Source organism: Streptomyces sp. NPDC048659 (assembly GCF_040650575.1).
GTDB lineage: Bacteria > Actinomycetota > Actinomycetes > Streptomycetales > Streptomycetaceae > Streptomyces.
This window is the reverse complement of the sequence record NZ_JBEZHM010000004.1, coordinates 195,754-215,815: the sequence shown is the minus strand read 5'-3', so window position 1 is coordinate 215,815 and position 20,062 is coordinate 195,754. Positions and strand designations below refer to the sequence as shown.

The following is a 20,062-nucleotide window of genomic DNA, read 5'->3' as shown; positions in this document are numbered from 1 at the left end:
TACAACCCTGACCGGGGTCGGCGTGTCCAACAGGCGTGGCAGAGGTACTCGACATCGCTGCGGTCATCCCGCTGCGCGGCACCGTGGCGCGCCCGCTCCGGCGGCAGCGCCCGGCCGGCGGCATGCCGGTGATCGCCCCGATGCCCATCAGAACCCGACCGACCGTGAACGGCATCCCGGCGCCCCGCGAGGGCGCCGACGACGCGATCGCCGCCGGCACGACCGTCGACCACCTCACCGAGACCTACCGGGCGCACTACCGCTCGCTGCTCGGGCTGGCCGCGCTGCTCCTCGACGACACCGCCTCCTGCGAGGACGTCGTGCAGGAGGCGTTCATCCGGGTCCACTCGGCCCGCGGCCGGGTGCGCGACCCCGAGAAGACCCTGGCCTACCTGCGCCAGACCGTCGTCAACCTCTCGCGCTCCGCGCTGCGCCGCCGCATCCTCGGGCTGAAGCTGCTCTCGAAGCCGATGCCCGACATGGCGAGCGCCGAGGAGGGCGCCTACGACCAGCTGGAGCGGGACGCGCTGATCAAGGCGATGCGCGGCCTCCAGCGGCGCCAGCGCGAGGTCCTGGTGCTGCGCTACTTCGCGGACATGACCGAGGCACAGGTGGCCGAGACGCTCGGGATCTCCCTGGGCTCGGTGAAGGCGTACGGCTCGCGCGGCATCGCGGCGCTGCGCGTGGCGATGGAGGCGAACGCATGAGCGGCCCGTCAGGCGGCGGGACGCGCCCCGAGCACGACGACCGGAACGACCTGGGCGGACGCGGAATGCTGAACGAACCGCCGGAACCCGCCGACCACGACGACGAGCCGGCGCTGCGGCGGCTGCTCCAGGGCGCGGTGTCCGGGCTCGAACCCTCCGAGGGCACCCTGGAGCACCTGCGCCGGGCCGTGCCCGCGCGCCGGGCCCGCAGGCGGCAGGCCGTCGTCGGCATGGCCGCCGCCGTCGTCCTCGTCGGCACGGCCGTCCCGGCGCTCGTGCACGTGGCCTCCTCGGGCGGCGTCAGCGCCGACAAGGCGGTCAACGCGGGCCACGGCCAGCAGGCCCAGGGCGGCACCGGCACCGAGACCGGCGTCGAGGGCGGGCAGCGCAGCCGCACCCCGGCCCCCGGCGCCGAGGCCGAGGCCGAGAGCGGCACCGGGGGAGCGGGCAGGCCCAGCATCCCGGTGCCCGGCTCCGGCGGCGTCGGCTCCGGCGGCGACGCCGGCACCCCGACCAGCCCGCCGGTGCCCTCCTCGCCGCTCTGCGAGGCCGGCCAGCTCAGCGTCAGCTCCGTGCAGGCGGGCGCCCCGGACACCGAGGGCAAGGTCTACGGCAGCTTCCGCGTCTCCAACGTCTCCGGCAGTGACTGCACGGTCGGCGGCCCGGGACGGATCGGCTTCCAGGCGCGCGGCGCGGCCGACTCGGCGAAGATCGCCGTCGTCCAGCACACCTTCGGCGACCCCGCGCGGGGCCTGCCCGACCCCGGGCAGGAGTCGCCGACGCTGGTGCTGTCCCCGTCGAACGCGTACGAGGTGCGCTTCGCCTGGGTGCCGAGCGAGACCTGTCCCACCACGGGCCCGGAGCCGACGCCCACCCCGACGGCCACACCCGGCGGCGGTGGCGGGACCAGCCCCACCGGCGGCTCCGGCGGCTCGGCGGGCACGGGCACGACGGGCAACCCGGCGAGCACCCAGCTGGCGACCGACGGCACCCCGGCCGAGGGCAGCGTCTCCGTGACGCACACGGCGGAGGCGGGCGGCCCGGCCGCCGAGGCGGTCATCCCGCACGCCTGCGCGGGCACGATCTACCGCACCGGAGTCCTGGACGCCTCCTGAGGCACCGGGACCCCGGCGCGCGGCCGGTCCGGGGTGCGCCGGCAATAGCCCGAGGCCGGCCGCAGCCCGAGCCCGGCCGCAGCCCGAGGCCGTACGGCCCGAGGGCGGCTACAGCCCGAGGGCGGCGTCCCGGCTGGCCTCGGCCTCGCGGCGGACCAGCCGGAACCACATGAAGAGCACGAAGCCGGCGAAGACGAACCACTCGGCCGTGTAGCCCAGGTTCTGGAACGCCTTCATGTCCAGGCTCGTCCCGGCCGCGGCCGAGGCGGGCACCGGGACGAGCCCGGCGGGCGAGTCCACGAGCGTGATCCACGCGTCGTAGACCTCGTCCGGGACCACGTTGACCAGCGCGGCGGCACTGATCATGCCGAGCTGCCCGGCCGGCAGCCCGCCCGCCGTGTTCACGCCCTTGGTGCCCGGATTCTCCGACGCCTGGAGCGCGCCCGAGACGGTGACCTCGCCGGACGGCGGGGCCGGGGCCGCGGCGCCCGTGGGCAGCCACCCCCGGACCACCGGCAGCACCGTGCCGCCGTCCGTCTTCAGGAGGGTGAGGACGTACGCGCCGGAGCGCCCGTCCAGCGTCCGGTCCGGGACCAGGAACTGCTCCCCGTACCGCCCGCTGGCCTCGGCCACCCGGCCCGAGGTCTCCTTGTCGACGGGGAGCAGCGAGGCCAGCGGCTCGGTGCGCTGGGTCGCCGGGTCGGGGCGCCGCTCGGCCTCCCGGTGGGAGTCGACGCGGTCCTCGAACTTGCCGAGCTGCCAGGTCCCCATGAACACGCAGAACGGGATCGCCAGCAGGACGAAGACGTTGATCCCCCACCAGCGGGGCGTTCTCAGGAACCGGTACACACCCCCACCGTACGCAAGCGGCCTCAGTCCTCCTTCGCCCGGGTCCCCAGGTGCCGGGCCGCGAAGGCCAGGTCCAGGGCGACCTGCTTGATCCGCTCCTCCACGACCAGCGAGCCGTGCCCCGCGTCGTACCGGTACACGTCGTGCACCGCGCCCCGGGCGGCGAGCCGGTCCACGTAGTTGTCGATCTGCCGGATCGGGCAGCGCGGGTCGTTGACCCCGGCCGTGATGTGCACCGGCGCCTTCACCGCGTCCACGTAGGTGAGCGGCGAGGAGGCGGCGAACCGCTCCGGCACCTCCTCGGGCGAGCCGCCGAGCAGCGTGCGGTCCAGCGCCTTCAGGGCCTCCATCTCGTCCTCGTACGCCGCCACGTAGTCGGCGACGGGCACGGCGGCGAGCCCCACCGCCCACGCCTCCGGCTGGGTGCCGAGGCCGAGCAGGGTCAGATAGCCGCCCCAGGAGCCGCCGGACAGCACCAGCCGCTCCGGGTCGGCCAGCCCGCTCGCCACCGCCCACTCCCGGACCGCGCCGATGTCCTCCAGCTCGATCAGACCCACCCGGTGCTTGAGCGCGTCGGTCCACTCCCGGCCGTAGCCCGTCGAGCCCCGGTAGTTGACCCGGACCACCGCGTAGCCGTGGTCCACCCACGCCGCCGGGCCGGAGGCGAAGGCGTCGCTGTCGTGCCAGGTCGGGCCGCCGTGCACCTCGAAGACCGTCGGGAACGGGCCCTCGCCCTCCGCCGGGCGCTGCACGAGCGCGTGCACCCGTCCGCCGGGCCCGTCCACCCACACGTCCTCCACCGGCACCGACGGCGGCGCCTTCGGGCCGGGCGGGTCGAGCACCACCGAGCCGTCCGTGGAGCGCACCACGGGCGGCCGGGCGGCCGAGGACCAGAGATACTCCACCGAGCCGTCCGGGCGGGCCGTCGCGCTCGACACCGTGCCCGGCGGGGTCTCCACCCGGACCAGGGCGCCGGTGCCGATCTCGTACCGCCACAGCTCGCTGCGGGCCTCGAAGCCGTGCACCACGAGCAGCCCCGAGCCGTCCGGATACCACTCGGCCGACACGTCACCCGGCAGGTCGAGCCGCAGGTCGGTCTCGGTGCCCGTCGCCACGTCCCACAGCATCGGCTCCCAGCGCCCGCGCCGCTGGTGCCCGACGAGCAGCCGGGTGTCGCCGTCGACGGGGGCGAAGCCGAGGACGCTCAGCCCCAGCTCCTCCGTGCCGCCCTTGGTGTCGTCGAGCTCGGCCGCCACCGAGCCGTCGGCCGCCCGCAGGATCCGGACGGAGGAGTGCATGGAGTCGCCGTGCTCGGTGTGCTCGACGGCGATCAGCGAGCCGTCGTGCGAGAGGTCCCCGACACCGGCCGACTCGCGGTGCCGGTAGATCTCCACCGGCTCCGGCGCGCCCGGCCGCAGCAGGTGGACGGTCGAGCCGTCCTCGTCGGTGGAGCGGCCCACCACGACCGTGCCGTCCCGGCCGATGGCGAGGCCCGCCGGATAGGAGGGCTCCAGGCCCGGCACGGCGGGCTCGTCCGCGCCCCCGCCGAAGGGCTGGCGCAGCCACACGCCGAACTCGTCGCCGTCGGTGTCCGCGAACCACCAGATCCACTGTCCGTCGGGCGAGAGCGTGCCGTCCGTCGTCCCGTTCGGCCGGTCGGTGACCTGCCGCTGCCCGCCGTCCGCCCGGTCCCAGGCGTACAGCTCGTACGTCCCCGTCGCGTTCGACACGAACAGCGAACGGTCCGGGGCCTCCTCGGCCCACTCGGGCAGCGAGACCCGGGGCGCCCGGAACCGCCGCTCCCAGCCCGGGGCGTCCTCGCTCGCGGTCCCGCCGGCCGTGCTCTCCGTCACCTTGGTCTCCTCGCTCTCGGTCATGCAGCCATGATGCTCCGGTCCGCCGACAATTCGTTCGCCGTGCCCTCAGCCTGTGGATAACCTCCGGGCATGTACGAACCGACCCCGGACGACTGGTACGCGGCCAACCGCGCCATGTGGGACGAACGCGTCCCGATCCACATGGCCAGCGACTACTACGGACTCGACGACTTCCGCGCCGGGAAGGACGCCCTGCGCGACTTCGAGGTCGCCGAGGTCGGCGACGTGACCGGCCGCTCCCTGCTGCACCTCCAGTGCCACATCGGCCTGGACACCCTGTCCTGGGCCCGGCACGGCGCCTCCCGCGTCGTGGGCCTGGACTTCTCCGAGCCGGCCGTCGAGGCCGCCCGCACGCTCGCCGCCGACCTGGGCCTCGGCCCGGACCGGGCCGCCTTCGTCGCCGCCGACACCTACGACGCCGCCGAGGCGGTGCCGGACTCCTCGTACGACATCGTCTACACCGGCGGCGGCGCGCTGTGCTGGATGCCGGACCTGGACCGCTGGGCCGAGACGGCCGCCTCACTGGTCGCGCCGGGCGGCTTCCTGTACGTCGCCGAGTTCCACCCGATGGCGGACTCCTTCGACGACGAGACCGCGACCCGGCTCGTCCACGACTACTTCGTGCGCGAACCGTGGGTGGACTCCTCCTCCGGCACGTACGCGGACCTGGAAGCCGCCACCGCCAACAACCGCAGCGTGGAATGGGTGCACCCGGTCGGCGAGGTCGTCACGGCCCTCGCGAAGGCGGGGCTGCGCATCGAGTTCCTGCACGAGCACGAGATGACGCTCTTCTCGCGCTTCCAGTCGCTCACCCGGCACGACGACGGCTACTACCGCTTCGCCGCCGACCATCCCCGCATCCCGCTGATGTACTCGATCAAGGCGTCAAAGGCGCGGTAGGCGCGGCAGGCGGCGTAGCCGGGGCCGTCGCGGACGGCATCCGGATGACGGCGCGCCCGCCCGCCAGATCCACCGTGGTGCGGTGCGGCGGGGCGCCGTCCTCCTCGTCGTCCCGCATCACGAGGGCGCTCTGCCGCTCCTTGAGCTCGTTCTGCTTGCCCTGCGAGAAGGTGGCGTGCAGCTGCTCGAAGCCGGTCGAGGAGATCTGCCCCGACCGCCGCCCGCGCCCGGTGGCGCGCAGGATCTGATCGCCGAACGCGACCGCGGTCAGCAGGATCACGAGCCCGGGCAGCGTCACGAACACGGCGAATTCCATGCCGCCATTCTCACTCCGGCCCACACGGGACGGAAGGGCCCGGCGCCCCGGGCTCTGCCCCTCGCCCGGCCCCGCGCCCCACTCCGCGCCCCTTCAAGCGAAACGGTCCTGCCAGAGCTGTGTCCGCAGATCCGGACGCACATGGTGCAGCCGCCGCCCGTCCGGCCCCAGCACCTGCGCCCCCGTCTTGTGCGTCCGCAGGCTCAGCGTGGTGCCGGTGATCCGCAGCGAGGGCGCCGCCCGCTCCATCGCCATCGTGACCTCGCGCAGCTCGCCGACCGAGCGCAGCCAGGCGCCGACGGCCAGGTTGTGCCCGCCGGTCACCGAGGTCACCAGCCGGGTCTGCCGCAGCCGGGCCGTCGCCGCCGCCGTCGCGGCCATCGCGAGCGCCGGCACGTCCGCCCGGATCAGCGCCCACACCGGCCGCCCCGAGAAGCGCGGCGCCGGCTCGCAGTGGTGGACCAGGACGTCCCCGCCCGCCAGGGCGTCCAGCCGGCGCCGTACGGTCGACTCGCTCGCCCCGCAGATCCGCGCCAGCTCCGCCGAACTGCGCCGGCAGTCCCCGGCCAGCTCCAGGACCAGGGCCTCGTCCAGGTCGGTGAGCCCCCGCGACCGGCGCCGATGAGCCGCCGCGTCGCCCTGCTTGGGCACCGACGCGGCGCCGGTCAGCTCCCGGACCTGGCGCGGAGTCAACTGGTCGAGGCGCCACAGGTTCCGCGCGCTGTGCACCCCGGTCACCACCTGGGTCCGCGAGCGCGTCACACCCGGCAGCCGCTGCACCCGCAGCGACAGATAGGCGTCGAGCGCCGCCAGATCGGGGCAGAGTACGAGCAGCACCAGATCGGTGTCCCCGGTCACCTCGTGCACGCCCATCGTGTACGGGTCGCGGCTCAGCTCGATCGCGGTCTCCCCGGAGCGCCCGGCGGCGCAGTCCACCTCCACCCACGCGTACAGCGGCGCCTGCGCGCCGGGGTGCCGGACGAGGAAGCCGGCCCAGGCGTAGCCGCCCGCCGTCAGGTGCTCCCACCGCCGCGCGAGGGTGTCGGGACCGGCGCCGAGGACGGCCGAGAGCTGGGTCCAACTGGCGCGCGGGACGACCTGCAACGCGTGGATCAGCGCCAGATCCGCCTCGCCCAGGACGGATTCCCCGGTTGGCATGAGTCTCCTTGGCCGATTCACGGCAATGGCTTGGCCGGTTTGCTCCTGACCTCCAGGATTTTCTCCCGGGGCATATGCATTCAAGCCGCAGCCGCGGCTCCCCGTCATGAAGACAGGCTTGAACACCGGCCTGAAGACAGCTTGAAGACAGGCTTGAACACCGGCCTGAAGACAGCTTGAAGACAGGCTTGAAGGCAGTCTTGAAGGCAGCGGACACGGCGACGGGGCGGTACGGGCGGATGGCGGAGACGGGGCGGACGTTGAGGGGCCGGGAGCACGAACTGGCGGCCCTGCGGAGCGGCTTGCGCGACGGCGTGCGCCTGCTGACGCTGACCGGGCCGCCGGGCCCGCTCAAGACCCGGCTGCTGCGCGAGGCGCTGCGCCGCGAGGGCGCCGAGGCCCTGTGGGAACCGGCCGACCTGCTGACCCGCGAGAACCTCCCCGCCCTGGCCCGCCTGCTGCGCCACAGGCTCGCAGCCCCGGGAGCGCCCCGGGTCCTCGTCCTGGACGGCTGGGAGCGCCTGGGACGCGGCGGCACGGCCCTGGTGGCGGGCCTGCTGCGGGAGGCCCCCGCCTTCGCCCCCGGACTCACGGTCCTGGTCACGTCGCCGCGCGCGCTGCGGCTGCCCGGGGAGACGGTCCTGCCCGTACCCCCGGGCCCGGCCCGCCCGGGGACGGAGGCGGGGACGGGGACGGAGGCGGCGACCCCGTACGCGTACGCCGTCCGGACGGAAACCGCACCCCCGCGCGGGGAGCGCCCAGGCACCACCCCCGACCCCGCCCCCGACTCCGGGCCCGGCTCGGACCCCGCCCCCGCCCCCACTCCCGCCCCCGCCGCGGCGTCGGCCCTGGAGGCCGCCGAACGCGGCTACGAGCGCTGCGAGGCCCCGGAACGCCTCCTATGGGAGCGGCTTTCCGTCTTCGAGGGCTCCTTCGGCCGGGAGGCCGTCCGCGAGGTGTGCGCCTCCGGGACGCTCCCGGCCGGCGTGGTCCTCGACGTCCTGGACCGGCTCGCCCCGCTCGCCCTGCTCCCCGTGGACGACGGCGACCCGGGCGAGGACCGCTACTGGATGCCGCCGCCGATGCGCGCGGTGGGCGCCCGGCGGCTCACCGAGCGCGGCGAACGCTGGGCCGTCGTGCTGCGCCACCGCCGCTGGTGCCTGAGGCTGGCGCGGCGGGCCGCCGACTGGTGGCAGGGCGGCCGGCAGCTCGACGCCCGCGCGCTCGCCCTGCTCGAACTCCCCGACCTGGCCGCCGCCATGGATCCGACGACGGCGCCGCTCTCCCCGGCCGCCGAGGCGGAGACGGCGGTGGACATCGCGGTGGCCCTGTGGTTCCTGTGGGTGGCCTGCGGCCGGGTTACCGAGGGCCGCTCCCGGCTGCGGCACGCGCTGTCCCTGCACCCGGGCCCGGTGCCCGCCCGCGCGCTGTGGCTCGCCGCCTATCTGGAGCTGGAGTCGGGGCGCCCGGAGGACGCCGATCCGCTGCTGGTGCAGTCGTGGGCGGCGGCCGTACGGGAGGGCGACGACAGGTGCCTGGTGCTGCTGGCGCACCTGCGCGGGGCCACCGCCCTGTACCAGGGGCGGGTGGAGGCGGCGGCGGCCGAGTTCCGCGACGCCCTGGAGGCGCTCGCCGAGTACCCGGACCTCGGCCCGACTCGGCAGCTGTGCCGGACGGCGCTGGCCCTGGCGCTGGTCCGGGTGGACCCGGAGGCGGCGCAGGAGGCCCTGGACCGGGCCGCCGTACGCAGTTGGGGTGGGCGGGACGTGTGGGCCGACGCGTGGGCGCAGTACGCCCGCGCGGAGCTGCATTTCTGGGACGGGGAGCCGGGCCGGGCCGCCGAACTCGCGAGCCGGGCCCTGCGGGAGCACCTGCGGCTCGGCGACGTCTCCGGGGCGGCTTGCGCGGCGGAGCTGCTGGCCCGGATGCGGATCCTGCGCGGTCGCCCCACCGCGGCGGCGCGCCTGCTGGGCGCGGTGGACCTGCTGCGCTCCTCGGCCTTCGAGGACGGCTACCGCCCCGCGCGCTTCTGCGCGCCGTCGCGGGAACGCAGCGAGTCGGCCCTGCGCGACCACCTCTCGGACGGCGAGTTGCGCCGGGCGTACGAGGAGGGCGCGAGGCGCGGCCTGCACGGCCTGGCGGCGGAGCCTTGAGAGATGGCACAGGATCGAAGAAGGACGGGGGACGCCCCCGCGCCTGTCTACGATGAACGACATGTTCGCCTACGTCGTATCCGCCGTGTTCCTGCTGCTGTTCGGGGTGGGGGTGCTGCGCGACCGGCGCCGCTTCGGCAACGCGGTGTATCTGGGCCTTGCCGTCACGTTCTTCGGCCTGGGCCTGCTGGCGGGCCTGGAGGACGCCCCGCCCGGGGTCGCCGAGACGGTGATGGTCCTGCTGCTGCTCGTGCTGGCGCTGGGCCCGCTGGTGCTGGCCGGGCTGCTGTGCGCGAACGGCGTGAAGATGGTCCGCAAGGAGGGCCGCCGCCCGGCGAACCTGCTGTCGCTCCTCGCGGGCCTGGGGATCTACGGCGTGATCCTCCTGATGGTCACGGCGGTGGTCACCCACTCGAAGCCGCTGGGCATCATCGCGGGCACGCTCCTGATGGTCCTCGGATACGTGTCGTTCCTCTTCCTCTGCTTCGTCGGCTACGCCTTCCTGTACGGCAGGATGCGCGTCCGCAGGGACGCCGACTACGTGGTGGTGCTCGGCTCGGGCCTGATCGGCGGCCGGCGGGTGTCCCCGCTGCTCGCCAGCCGCCTCGACCGGGGCCGCGAGGTGTACGAGACGCTGGCCGCGCGGCGCGAGGTGGACCGGACGCCGGTGCTGATCACCTCCGGCGGGCAGGGCCCGGACGAGGCGCTTCCGGAGTCGCACGCGATGGCGGACTACCTGGTGGAGCGGGGCTTCCCGGCGGACCGGGTGGTGCGCGAGGACCGCTCGCGCACGACCGAGGAGAACATGCTCTTCAGCAAGACGCTGATGGAGGCGGACCGGCCGGGCGCGGAGTGCGTGATCGTGACGAACAACTTCCACGCCTTCCGGGCGGCGCTCATGGCCCGCAAGGCGGGGGTGAACGGGCAGGTGGTGGGCTCGCCGACGGCCGCGTACTTCTGGCCGAGCGCGACGATCCGCGAGTTCGCGGCGGTGTTCCTCCAGTACCGGAAGGTGAACCTGGGGGTCTGCGCGGCGCTGGTCCTCCTCGGCTGCCTGGCCTGGTTCGTCAGCTGACGCGCTCCGCGCGGGGCCGCCCTACGCTGGAACGGAGGGGTGGCCAGGTGTCCGCGGGCGGGGGCGACGGAGGCGACGTCATGAAAGCACGGCACCACTTCCACATCGACTACCGGGGCCATTCGGTCAGCGCCACCGTCCAGACCGGTCACACCCCGGTGGTCGAGGTCCTGGTCGACGGCAAGGAGACGGGCCGCGCCACGTCCCGGGACGACCGCCCGGTGGCGGTCGACATCGAGCTGCCGACCGACCCGCCGACACCGGTCACGGTCAGGGCGACCCCGGGCCCGGGAGTCCCGCGCTGCCTGCTGCTGGCCCCGGACCACCCGGAAGGCCACGTAATGCCCCCAAGAACGTACTAAAACAAACAAACGAACTAACCAACCGCCTAACTGACCCAAGCCATCCCGATCAACAAAAAGACGACGAAGGCGATGGCCCCGGCGACGGCGGCGGTCCTACGGGGACGGCGCCGGGAGATGGCGGCGAGCGGGTTCTCGGCCGGCGGCTGCGCCCGGCGGGCGCGCGGCGGTGCGGCGGGGGCGGGCGGGGCGACCGGCGCCGGGGCGGGCGCGGGGCTCGGCGGGGGCAGCGGCAGCGGCTGGTCCCGCCAGGACCCGGCGGAGAACCACTCGGCGATGGCCTGCGCCGCCGGCCGCTCCTCGGGCCGCTTGGCCAGCATCGACAGCAGGAACGACTCGAAGGCGGCCGGCATGGCGACGCCGACCTGGCGCGGCGGCGCGGGCGGCGTGTCGATGTGCTGGTAGAGCAGGGCGGTGGCGGTGTCGCCGCGGAACGGCGGCTGCCCGGTGAGCAGTTGGTAGAGCACGCAGCCGAGCGAGTACACGTCGGAGGCGGGCGAGGCGGGCTGCCCCAGGGCGCGCTCGGGCGCGAGGTAGAGCCCGGTGCCGACGATCTGCCCGGTGGTGGTGAGCGCGGCGGAGGGATCGTCCACGAACCGCGCGATGCCGAAGTCGGCCAGCTTCACCGTCCCGTCGGCGTCCCGCAGCAGGTTCCCCGGCTTGATGTCCCGGTGCACCACCCCCTGCCGGTGCGCGGCGGCGAGCCCGGCGGCGGTGTGCGCGGCGACGGTGGCGACCTGCCCGGGCTCCAGCACGGGCCCGGCGAGACTGTCCCCGTGGACCAGCTCCATCACCAGATAGAGCTTCCCGTCCCAGGTCCCGAAGTCGAAGACCCCGACGACATGCGGATGACTGAGCCGAGCGGCGGTCTGCGCCTCCATCCGGAACCGGTCGGCAGCCGAGGGATCATGCTCGTGCCCGAGCATCAGCTTGACGGCGACATCCCGCCCGAGCACCTCATCGGTGGCCTGCCACACCTCACCCATGCCGCCACGCCCGACACACATATGGAGCCGATATCGGTCCGCGACCAGCACCAGAGACCCACCCTTCCCTCGACCCCCCATCGTAGAGCGATCACCTGAAGGCTCATCAGCCCGGGGAAGCCGACCTCACGGGCGGCCCACGGCAACACCAAAAGCCAGAGGGCCCTCACCGAATCGGTAAGGGCCCTCTGGCCTACTGCTTGGCTGTCGGGGTGGCGGGATTTGAACCCACGACCTCTTCGTCCCGAACGAAGCGCGCTGCCAAGCTGCGCTACACCCCGATGTCGCTGCTTTGTTCTTCACGTCGCGGCGACATCGATTACTTTAGCCCACCCGCGCCCAGAGACGAAATCCGTTCCTCCGGGCCCCGGAGGAACGGCTCAGGCCCGGGAGGTCAGGGTCAGCAGGGTCGCCTCCGGGGGGCAGGCGAAGCGGACCGGGGTGAAGCGGTTGGTGCCGCAGCCGGCCGAGACGTGCAGGTAGGCCGTGTGGGCGCCCGCCGTGTGGGTGGAGAGGCCCTTGACCCGGTCGGTGTCCAGGTCGCAGTTGGTGACCAGGGCTCCGTAGAAGGGGACGCACAGCTGCCCGCCGTGGGTGTGGCCGGCCAGCAGCAGCTCGTACCCGTCCGCCGTGAAGGCGTCCAGCGACCTGAGGTACGGCGCGTGCACCACGCCCACCGAGAAGTCGGCGTCCCGCTCGGGGCCGCCCGCCACCCGCTCGTACCGGTCCCGCTTGATGTGCGGGTCGTCGACGCCGGTGAAGGCGAGGTCCAGGCCCGGCAGCTTCAGCCGCCCGCGCGTGTTGGTGAGGTTCACCCAGCCCGCCGCGTCGAAGGCGTCCCGCAGGTCCTCCCAGGGGTTGTGGACGGCGCCCACCACCGGCGGGTTGCCGTTGAGCCCGTGCTTGCCCTGGATCTTCTCCTTCAGGTACAGCGCGGGGTTGCGCAGCCGCGGCCCGTAGTAGTCGTTGGAGCCGAAGACGTACACGCCCGGGAACTCCATCAGCGGGCCGAGCGCGTCCAGCACCTCGGGCACCGCGTTCGGGTCGGAGAGGTTGTCGCCGGTGTTCACGACGAAGTCCGGGCGCAGCCCCGCCAGCGACTGCAGCCAGCCGCGCTTCTTGTTCTGGCCGCTCACCATGTGGATGTCGGAGACCTGGAGGACCCGCAGGTCGCGCATGCCCCGGGGCAGCACCGGGACGGTCACCCGGCGGAGCCGGAAGGAGCGGGCTTCGAAGCCCGCCGCGTAGACGATGCCGGCCGCGGCCGTCGCCGTCAGACCTGCCGTGATCTTCAGGGGGATCCCGTACCGTGCGCGCATCCCCTTATCGTCGCAGACCCGCTGGGCGGAAATGAGCGGGCGGTCCGGACACGGCACCTGACACACTGGGACCCATGACCACGCTGAAGGCCAAGCTCCACGACGACCTCACCGCCGCGATCAAGGGACGCGACGAGCTGCGCTCCTCGACCCTGCGGATGACTCTCGCCGCGATCAACAAGGAGGAGGTCGCGGGCAAGACCAAGCGCGAGCTCTCCGACGACGAGGTGCAGACCGTGATCATCAAGGAGGCGAAGAAGCGTCGCGAAGCCGCCGACGCCTTCGCCCAGGGTGGTCGCGACGAGTCCGCCGCGCGTGAGCTGGCCGAGCGCGAGGTCCTGGACGAGTACCTGCCCAAGCAGCTCTCCGACGCCGAGCTGGAGGCCATCGTGGCCGCCGCCGTCGCGGAGGCGAAGGGCGCCGGTGCCGAGGGGCCGCGGGCCATGGGCGCCGTCATGAAGATCGTCAACCCGAAGGTGGCCGGCCAGGCCGAGGGCGGCCGGGTCGCCGCCGTGGTGAAGCGGCTCCTCGCGGGCTGATCCGCGGACGCGGACGGAGAACGAAGAGGGCGCCTCCCGGATCTTCCGGGAGGCGCCCTCTCTATGTGCCGTGTGCGTGGATAGCGCCGCTATCCATCAGCCGCGCCCGCCACCGCCACCGCCACCACCGCCACCGCGCCCGTTCCCGCCGCCGATGAGGCCGTCGGGGAGCGTGATGCCGCCCGGCAGGTCGGTGCCGCCGGGGCGCTGGCCGCCCGGCTTGTTGTCGTCGCCGGGGCGCTGCTTGCCCTTGTCCTTCTCCTTGTCCTCGCCTGTGGAGCCGCGAGGCACGTTGATCGGGATGAAGCCCGGCGTCTCGGAGGCGTCGAGCGCCCCGGTCATCGCGATCTTCCAGATCGGGCCCGGGAGGCAGCCGCCGCAGACCTTGTCGTAGTACTGGCCGCCGATGGTGATGTCGTACATCGAGGTCTTCTCGCCGACGTCGTCACCGACCCACACCGCCGTGGACAGGTTCGGGGTGTAGCCGACGAACCAGGCGTCCTTGCGGTCGTTGGTCGTACCCGTCTTGCCCGCGTTGTCGCGGTCGCTCAGACCGGCCCGGGTGCCCGTGCCGTCCTCGACGACGCCCTTCAGCATCTGGTTGATGCTGTCGGCGGTCTTCTCGGTCATCGCCCGCGAGCACTCGGTCTGCGGGACCTTCAGCTTCTTCCCGGTGGTCGTCGTGATCGACTCGATGGCGATGGGCGTGCAGTACGTGCCGCGGTTGGCGAACGTCGCGTACACCGCCGCCATGTCGAGCGGGGTGGCCTCCTGGCCGCCGAGGGTGATCGAGGGGAGCTCCTTCAGGCTCTTGCCGAGCTCCTTCTCGTACCCCATCTTCTTCGCCATCTCGACCGTCTCGCAGAGGCCGGTCATCTGCTCCAACTGCGCGAAGTACGTGTTGATGGACTTGCCGAGCGCGCTGGTCATGTCCCAGCTGCCGGCCTCGGACTGGAGCTCGTTCTGCAGGTCCCAGTTGCCGCCGCCGGACGGACCGCCCTTGCAGGTGGTGTACGAGCTCATCGGCACCGAGATCTTCCACGGCGTCGCGAACGACTGGGCCGGGCTCAGCCCCTTCTCCAGCGCGGCGGCGGCCGTGATCGGCTTGAAGGTCGAGCCGACCTGGAAGCCGAACGTGGTGCCGCCCATCTTCTTGCCGACGGCGAGGTTCAGCGTCGTCTGGTGCAGCTTCTGGTCGAGGCCGTACGGGCGCGACTGGCCCATCGACAGGATCTTGCCGCTGTTCGGCTGGACCTGGACCACCGAGGCGGCGACCTTGTCGTCCTTGTCGATCTTGGCGACGGCGGCCTCGTTGGCGGCGGCCTGGGCGCGCGGGTCGAGCGTGGTGCGGATGGTCAGGCCACCCAGGTTCCACAGCTTCTGGCGCTCCTCGGCGGTCTTGCCGAAGACCGGGTCGTTGAGGATCGTCTTGCGGACGTAGTCGCAGAAGAAGCCGGCGCCGTCGACGGCGGTGATGCAGCCGTTCTTCGGCGTCTTCACCTTCAGCTTGATCGGCGTGGCCTTCGCCTTGTCGGCCTCCGCCTGGCTGACGTCCTTCACGTCGGCCATCCGCTGGAGGACGATGTTGCGCCGCTTGGTCGCCTCCTGGATGTCGTTGACCGGGTCGTAGCGGCTCGGCGACTGCACGAGGCCGGCCATCATCGCGGACTCGGCGAGGGTCAGGTCGGCGGCCGGCTTGGAGAAGTAGCGCTGCGAGGCGGCCTCGATGCCGTACGCCTGCTGCCCGAAGAACGTGATGTTGAGGTAGTTCTCCAGGATCTTCTTCTTGCCGAGCTCCTCCTCGACCTGGATCGCGAACTTCAGCTCGCGCACCTTGCGGCCCATGGTCTGCTGGGTGGCCTGCGCGACCTTCTCGGGGTCGTCGCCCGCCTCCTCGACGAAGACGTTCTTCACGTACTGCTGGGTCAGCGTGGAGGCGCCCTGCGCCACCCCGCCGGACTGCGCGTTGCGGTTGATCGCGCGCAGCACGCCCTTGAGGTCGATCGCGCCGTGCTCGTAGAAACGCGAGTCCTCGATCGCGACGATCGCCTTCTGCATGTACGGCGAGATCTTCTCGATCGGTACGACCTTGCGGTCCCGCGAGTACACGGTGGCGATGTGGCCGCCCTGGGAGTCCAGGATCTGAGTGCGCTGACTCAGCGGCGGCGTCTTCAGGTTGGACGGGATCTCGTCGAACCCCTCGACCGTGCCCTTGGCGGCCAGTCCGAGTGCTCCGGCCGCGGGCAGGGCGATGCCTGCCAGCACGGCTCCGGAGAGCACGCTGACACCGAGGAATTTGGCGGCCTGCTGGGTCCCGGTCAGACCTCCGCCCGAGCGCTTCTTTGCCATAGAGGGCAGCCTAATCCGAAGTGATGAGCGTTCCGTAGGAGCAGGGGCCTCTCGGAGCGTTCGCGTACCAGACCGTGACATCCGGAGGGGTCCTCAGGCGTTTCGGTCACTCGCGCTCCGGTCCGGCCGGACCAGAATGGGCGGCGTACGGCGGCGCACCGCGATGTGCGCGGACGTGCGTCGGTGTGCGTCGGTGTGCGGCAGCGTTCGCGGACGTTCGCGGACGTTCGCATTCGCCGGACACAGGGATATGCCTTGGCCTAAGCTGCTCACAACTGTCACAGCAGTGGGGTCTCGCATCAAGACCCGTGCGTGACGTCGGCGTGAATTTCCGTGTACCCGAAGCACGGGGATTTCATGCCTGAATTCGACCCATGCCCGATAAGGGCAATATGTCCTCGGGTCACTCCCCTGGGTGATCTGACGCGCACGCATAGTCCGTTCGGACCATTCAAGATTGGGCCCGAAGGGGGTGTTGCGCTGTGCCCGCCTTCCGTAACGTCCCAACTGGCAGCGGTGAATATGCCGCTACCGCCGTGGGGGAGCCTCGATTCGGGAGAGGACGGCGCCGGTATGGGCTGGGTAGCTGACTGGAGTGCGCAGGCGGCCTGCCGCACTACCGATCCGGATGAACTTTTCGTACAGGGTGCGGCGCAGAACAGGGCGAAGGCGGTGTGCACCGGATGCCCGGTGCGGACCGAATGCCTCGCCGACGCCCTCGACAACCGCGTGGAATTCGGCGTGTGGGGCGGCATGACGGAGCGCGAGCGCCGCGCCCTGCTGCGCCGGCGGCCGACCGTCACCTCGTGGCGCCGGCTGCTGGAGACCGCGCGCACGGAGTACGAGCGGGGAGCGGGCCTGCTGCCCGTGGCGATGGACGACGACGCGACGTACGAGACCTTCGCGGCGGCGGGCTAGTCCCGCCGGACCGGTCGCCAGGTCCCGACGGGGCCTACGAGGGCACGCGGCCCGTCGCCAGACGGTCGCCGATGGCCCGCAGGCCCGCGAGGTCATGCACATCACCGGGGAGCGCCGCCACTTCGGCGACCGCGACCTCGGGGTGGAGCGCGGTGAAGCGATCGCGCGTGCGCTGTTCACGCGCGAGCACCCGCATCCGCTCGGCATGGAGCCGGAGCAGTCCAGCGGTGAGCTGCTGGACATCGACGTCGGCATCGACATGGACGTCGACATCTACGTCTATGTCTACGTCTTCGTTTTCAACTACGTCCACATCCACATCCGCTTCGGCTGTGGGGGCAGCCTCGGACATGGGCGATACGGCGGCGGTGGCGAGGTCCGCGGCAGGAGCCGCGGGCGGGTCGGGCAGCGGGTCGGGCGAAGGGTCCGGCGCGGGGTCTGACAACTCGGGGGAGGTGGCGCGGGGGCCACGCCCAGCAGCCTTCCCGCCCCCCTGATCCACAATGCGCCCCTCGTCAAGATTTTCCGCCGCGGCCCGCGCCCGCTCGGCCGAAAGACCGGCGGCGCCACTGGTGTGGACGCGGTTGATGACGAGACCCGCCAGCGGCATCCGCTCCGCGGCCAGCCGCTCCACGAAGTACGCCGCCTCGCGCAGCGCGTCCCGCTCGGGCGCCGCCACCACGAGGAAGGCCGTGCCCGGCGCCTGGAGCAGCTTGTACGTGGCGTCCGCGCGGGTGCGGAAACCGCCGAACATCGTGTCCATCGCGGCCACGAAGGTCTGCACGTCCTTCAGGAACTGACCGCCCAGCAGCTTCCCCAGCGTCCCCGTCATCATCGACATGCCGACGTTGAGGAACTTCATCCCGGCCCGGCCGCCGACCTTCGCCGGAGCCATCAGCAGCTTGATGAACTTCCCGTCCAGGAAGGAGCCCAGCCGCTTCGGCGCGTCCAGGAAGTCCAGCGCCGACCGGGACGGCGGCGTGTCCACGACGATCAGGTCCCACTCGTCCCGGGCCCGGAGCTGGCCCAGCTTCTCCATCGCCATGTACTCCTGCGTACCGGCGAAACCGGCCGACAGGGACTGGTAGAAGGGGTTCTCCAGGATCGCCCGCGCCCGGTCGCCTTCCGCGTGCGCCTCGACGATCTCGTCGAAGGTCCGCTTCATGTCGAGCATCATCGCGTGCAGCTCGCCCGCGCCGGAGCCCTTGATGCCCTCCACCTTGCGCGGCACGTTGTCCAGCGAGTCGATGCCCATCGACTGGGCCAGCCGGCGCGCCGGGTCGATGGTCAGCACCACGACCCGCCGGCCGCGCTCCGCCGCCCGCACGCCGAGCGCCGCCGCCGTCGTCGTCTTGCCGACCCCGCCCGCGCCGCAGCACACGACGATGCGGGTGGCCGGGTCGTCGATCAGGGGGTCGAGCTCCAGGACGGGCACCGAGTCGAGCCCGTTCGCCGCCGGCTCCGGACGCCGCTTCCCGGCGTCGCGGGCGTCGGTCCCGCGGGCATCGGCCCCGTCGGTGTCGGCCCCGTCCGCGTCGGCCTTCCGGGCCCCGGCCTTCAGCGGCTCGGCTTTCCGCGCCTCGGTCACGCGCCCACCCCTTGCCTCCGCAGTTCCTTCGCCAGCCGGTAGAGGCCGGCGATGTCCGCCCCGTCGCCCAGGAAGGGCAGTTCGTACGTCGGCACCCCGATGCCGTCGAGCACCGCCCGCTGCGCCCGCTCCAGCTCCACCCGCTGGGCGTGCTCCGCGGCCTGCTCCAGCAGCGGCTCGACCAGCGCCGGGCCGCCCTTGACACCCGCCGCCGCCAGGGTCGCGGCGATCGCGGCGCGGTGGTCGCCGGAGGCGGCCCGTACCGCCGCCTCGTCCAGGACGTGCGGGCGGACCATGTTCACGACGGCGCGGCCCACCGGCAGTTCGGCCGCGCGCAGCTCCGCGATGCCGTCCGCGGTCTCCTGGACCGGCATCTCCTCCAGCAGCGTCACCAGGTGCACCGCCGTGTCCGGGGACTTCAGGAAGCGCATGACGGCCTGGGCCTGATTGTGTATCGGGCCGATCCGGGCGAGACCGGCCACCTCGTCGTTCACGTTGAGGAAGCGGGTGATGCGGCCCGTCGGCGGGGCGTCCATCACCACGTAGTCGTACGCGAAGCCGCCCTGCTTCTCGCGCCGGCGCACCGCCTCGCACGCCTTCCCGGTCAGCAGCACGTCCCGGACGCCCGGGGCGATGGTCGTCGCGAAGTCGATCGCGCCCAGCTTCTTCAGGGCCCGGCCCGCGCCGCCCAGTTTGTAGAACATCTGGAGGTAGTCGAGGAGGGCCCGCTCGGCGTCGATGGCCAGGGCGAACACCTCGCCGCCGCCCGGGGCCACGGCGATCTTGCGCTCCTCGTACGGCAACGGCTCCGTCTCGAAGATCTGCGCGATGCCCTGTCTGCCCTCGACCTCCACGAGAAGGGTGCGCTTGCCCTCCGTCGCGAGGGCGAGCGCGAGTGCGGCGGCGACCGTGGTCTTACCGGTACCGCCCTTGCCGCTGACGACCTGGAGCCTGCTCACGCCTTCGAGCCTAACCACTGCCGGCCCGGCCCAATCAGAGGGCCGCCCCGGAGCCGACCCGGAGGCCGACCCCGACGCGACCCGGAGACGACGGCGGGACGGCCGCCCGGAGACGACCGCGGGGGACCGCCTCGGCGGGACCCGCCCCCGGCAGCGGCTACAGTCGGCTCATGACCAAGTGGGAGTACGCGACTGTGCCGCTGCTGGTGCACGCGACGAAGCAGATTCTGGACACCTGGGGCGAGGACGGCTGGGAGCTCGTCCAGGTCGTGCCCGGGCCGAACAACCCCGAGCAGCTCGTGGCCTACCTGAAGCGGGCCAAGTCGTGAGCGGGGCCGTCGAGGCGAAGCTCGCCGAGCTCGGGCTGACCCTGCCGGAGGTCGTGCCGCCGCTGGCCGCGTACCAGCCGGCCGTGCAGTCGGGCGTCTACGTCTACACCTCGGGCCAGCTCCCGATGGTCGCGGGCGAGCTGCCCGTCACCGGCAAGGTCGGCGCCGAGGTCACGGCCGAGGAGGCCAAGGAGCTCGCCGCCACCTGCGCGCTGAACGCGCTCGCCGCCGTCAAGTCGATCGCCGGTGACCTCGACCGCGTCAAGCGCGTCGTGAAGGTCGTCGGCTTCGTCGCCTCCGCCACCGACTTCACCGGCCAGCCCGGCGTCATCAACGGCGCCAGCGAGCTGCTCGGCGCCGTCCTCGGCGAGAAGGGCGTGCACGCGCGCAGCGCCGTCGGCGTCGCCGTGCTCCCGCTCGACGCGCCGGTCGAGGTCGAGGTCCAGGTCGAGCTCGTCCAGGACTGACCCGCCCGTAACACCCCGCCCGCGGTCGCGGGCGCCCGAAGAGCCGGTTCTCCACAGGTGGTTTTCCACAGGCGGAGGATCGGCTCTCGTGCATTC

Annotated in this window: 19 protein-coding genes and 1 tRNA gene; 10 read left to right on the top strand and 10 right to left on the bottom strand. The window is 72.8% G+C overall.

The annotated features are described in order from the left end of the window. Positions 1-122 precede the first annotated feature (122 nt). The gene (locus AB0C99_RS05470; RefSeq protein WP_362469725.1) at positions 123-707 is read left to right on the top strand and encodes a SigE family RNA polymerase sigma factor; all 585 of its coding nucleotides are present in this window, start codon (positions 123-125) and stop codon (positions 705-707) included. Beyond that, the gene (locus tag AB0C99_RS05465) at positions 704-1,822 is read left to right on the top strand and encodes a hypothetical protein (protein ID WP_362469606.1); all 1,119 of its coding nucleotides are present in this window, start codon (positions 704-706) and stop codon (positions 1,820-1,822) included. Before AB0C99_RS05470 ends, AB0C99_RS05465 begins: the two co-directional genes overlap by 4 nt. A 108-nt stretch (positions 1,823-1,930) precedes the next feature. Here AB0C99_RS05465 and AB0C99_RS05460 read toward each other — a convergent pair whose 3' ends face one another. Beyond that, on the bottom strand, positions 1,931-2,671 hold the full coding sequence (locus AB0C99_RS05460; protein WP_362469603.1) for an SURF1 family protein: 741 nt from the start codon (positions 2,669-2,671) through the stop codon (positions 1,931-1,933). 23 nt (positions 2,672-2,694) lie between these two features. Next, entirely contained in the window at positions 2,695-4,548 is a 1,854-nt protein-coding gene (locus AB0C99_RS05455; protein WP_362469600.1) for a prolyl oligopeptidase family serine peptidase, read from the bottom strand. A 69-nt stretch (positions 4,549-4,617) separates the two neighbouring features. Between AB0C99_RS05455 and AB0C99_RS05450 the strand changes: the two genes are divergently transcribed. Continuing rightward, on the top strand, positions 4,618-5,448 hold the full coding sequence (locus AB0C99_RS05450) for a class I SAM-dependent methyltransferase (RefSeq protein ID WP_362469597.1): 831 nt from the start codon (positions 4,618-4,620) through the stop codon (positions 5,446-5,448). Here AB0C99_RS05450 and AB0C99_RS05445 read toward each other — a convergent pair. Beyond that, positions 5,426-5,764 (bottom strand): DUF6191 domain-containing protein, encoded by a 339-nt coding sequence (locus tag AB0C99_RS05445; protein WP_362469594.1) that lies wholly within the window; start codon positions 5,762-5,764, stop codon positions 5,426-5,428. The two genes, AB0C99_RS05450 and AB0C99_RS05445, sit on opposite strands and share 23 nt — an antisense overlap. 93 nt (positions 5,765-5,857) lie before the next feature. Next, the gene (locus AB0C99_RS05440) at positions 5,858-6,922 is read right to left on the bottom strand and encodes an Lrp/AsnC family transcriptional regulator (protein ID WP_362469591.1); all 1,065 of its coding nucleotides are present in this window, start codon (positions 6,920-6,922) and stop codon (positions 5,858-5,860) included. Between the two features lie 200 nt (positions 6,923-7,122). Between AB0C99_RS05440 and AB0C99_RS05435 the strand changes: the two genes are divergently transcribed. The 3 genes from AB0C99_RS05435 (at position 7,123) to AB0C99_RS05425 (ending at position 10,512) form a co-directional block, all read left to right on the top strand. Further along, positions 7,123-9,075 (top strand): hypothetical protein, encoded by a 1,953-nt coding sequence (locus AB0C99_RS05435; protein ID WP_362469588.1) that lies wholly within the window; start codon positions 7,123-7,125, stop codon positions 9,073-9,075. A gap of 61 nt (positions 9,076-9,136) precedes the next feature. Then, a complete protein-coding gene (locus tag AB0C99_RS05430) occupies positions 9,137-10,150 on the top strand; it encodes a YdcF family protein (protein ID WP_362469585.1) in 1,014 nt (337 codons plus the stop codon). 80 nt (positions 10,151-10,230) lie between these two features. Next, entirely contained in the window at positions 10,231-10,512 is a 282-nt protein-coding gene (locus tag AB0C99_RS05425; protein ID WP_362469584.1) for a hypothetical protein, read from the top strand. Positions 10,513-10,538: 26 nt separating this feature from the next. Here the strand turns inward: AB0C99_RS05425 and AB0C99_RS05420 are convergent, their stop codons facing one another. The 3 genes from AB0C99_RS05420 to AB0C99_RS05410 form a co-directional block, all read right to left on the bottom strand. Continuing rightward, positions 10,539-11,549, bottom strand: coding sequence for a serine/threonine-protein kinase (locus tag AB0C99_RS05420; protein ID WP_362469581.1), 1,011 nt, complete (start codon positions 11,547-11,549; stop codon positions 10,539-10,541). A 156-nt stretch (positions 11,550-11,705) separates the two neighbouring features. After that, positions 11,706-11,779 (bottom strand) — tRNA-Pro (locus tag AB0C99_RS05415). 99 nt (positions 11,780-11,878) lie between these two features. Continuing rightward, the gene (locus AB0C99_RS05410; protein WP_362469578.1) at positions 11,879-12,817 is read right to left on the bottom strand and encodes a metallophosphoesterase; all 939 of its coding nucleotides are present in this window, start codon (positions 12,815-12,817) and stop codon (positions 11,879-11,881) included. Between the two features lie 74 nt (positions 12,818-12,891). Between AB0C99_RS05410 and AB0C99_RS05405 the strand changes: the two genes are divergently transcribed. After that, positions 12,892-13,356, top strand: coding sequence for a GatB/YqeY domain-containing protein (locus AB0C99_RS05405; protein ID WP_362469576.1), 465 nt, complete (start codon positions 12,892-12,894; stop codon positions 13,354-13,356). Positions 13,357-13,452: 96 nt separating this feature from the next. Here the strand turns inward: AB0C99_RS05405 and AB0C99_RS05400 are convergent, their stop codons facing one another. Further along, the gene (locus AB0C99_RS05400; RefSeq protein WP_362469573.1) at positions 13,453-15,705 is read right to left on the bottom strand and encodes a transglycosylase domain-containing protein; all 2,253 of its coding nucleotides are present in this window, start codon (positions 15,703-15,705) and stop codon (positions 13,453-13,455) included. Between the two features lie 573 nt (positions 15,706-16,278). Here AB0C99_RS05400 and AB0C99_RS05395 point away from each other — a divergent pair. Next, positions 16,279-16,623: a WhiB family transcriptional regulator gene (locus AB0C99_RS05395; protein WP_362469570.1), complete on the top strand. Its 345-nt coding sequence runs from the start codon at positions 16,279-16,281 to the stop codon at positions 16,621-16,623. A 34-nt stretch (positions 16,624-16,657) separates the two neighbouring features. Here the strand turns inward: AB0C99_RS05395 and AB0C99_RS05390 are convergent, their stop codons facing one another. After that, positions 16,658-18,058, bottom strand: coding sequence for an ArsA family ATPase (locus AB0C99_RS05390; protein ID WP_362469722.1), 1,401 nt, complete (start codon positions 18,056-18,058; stop codon positions 16,658-16,660). Positions 18,059-18,207: 149 nt separating this feature from the next. Then, positions 18,208-19,170, bottom strand: a complete 963-nt coding sequence (locus AB0C99_RS05385; protein WP_362469568.1) for an ArsA-related P-loop ATPase — start codon at positions 19,168-19,170, stop codon at positions 18,208-18,210. Positions 19,171-19,340: 170 nt separating this feature from the next. Between AB0C99_RS05385 and AB0C99_RS05380 the strand changes: the two genes are divergently transcribed. Together AB0C99_RS05380 and AB0C99_RS05375 are read left to right on the top strand one after the other, a co-directional pair. Then, the gene (locus AB0C99_RS05380) at positions 19,341-19,499 is read left to right on the top strand and encodes a DUF4177 domain-containing protein (RefSeq protein ID WP_123954897.1); all 159 of its coding nucleotides are present in this window, start codon (positions 19,341-19,343) and stop codon (positions 19,497-19,499) included. After that, a complete protein-coding gene (locus AB0C99_RS05375) occupies positions 19,496-19,966 on the top strand; it encodes a RidA family protein (RefSeq protein ID WP_362469565.1) in 471 nt (156 codons plus the stop codon). Before AB0C99_RS05380 ends, AB0C99_RS05375 begins: the two co-directional genes overlap by 4 nt. Positions 19,967-20,062: the final 96 nt, after the last annotated feature.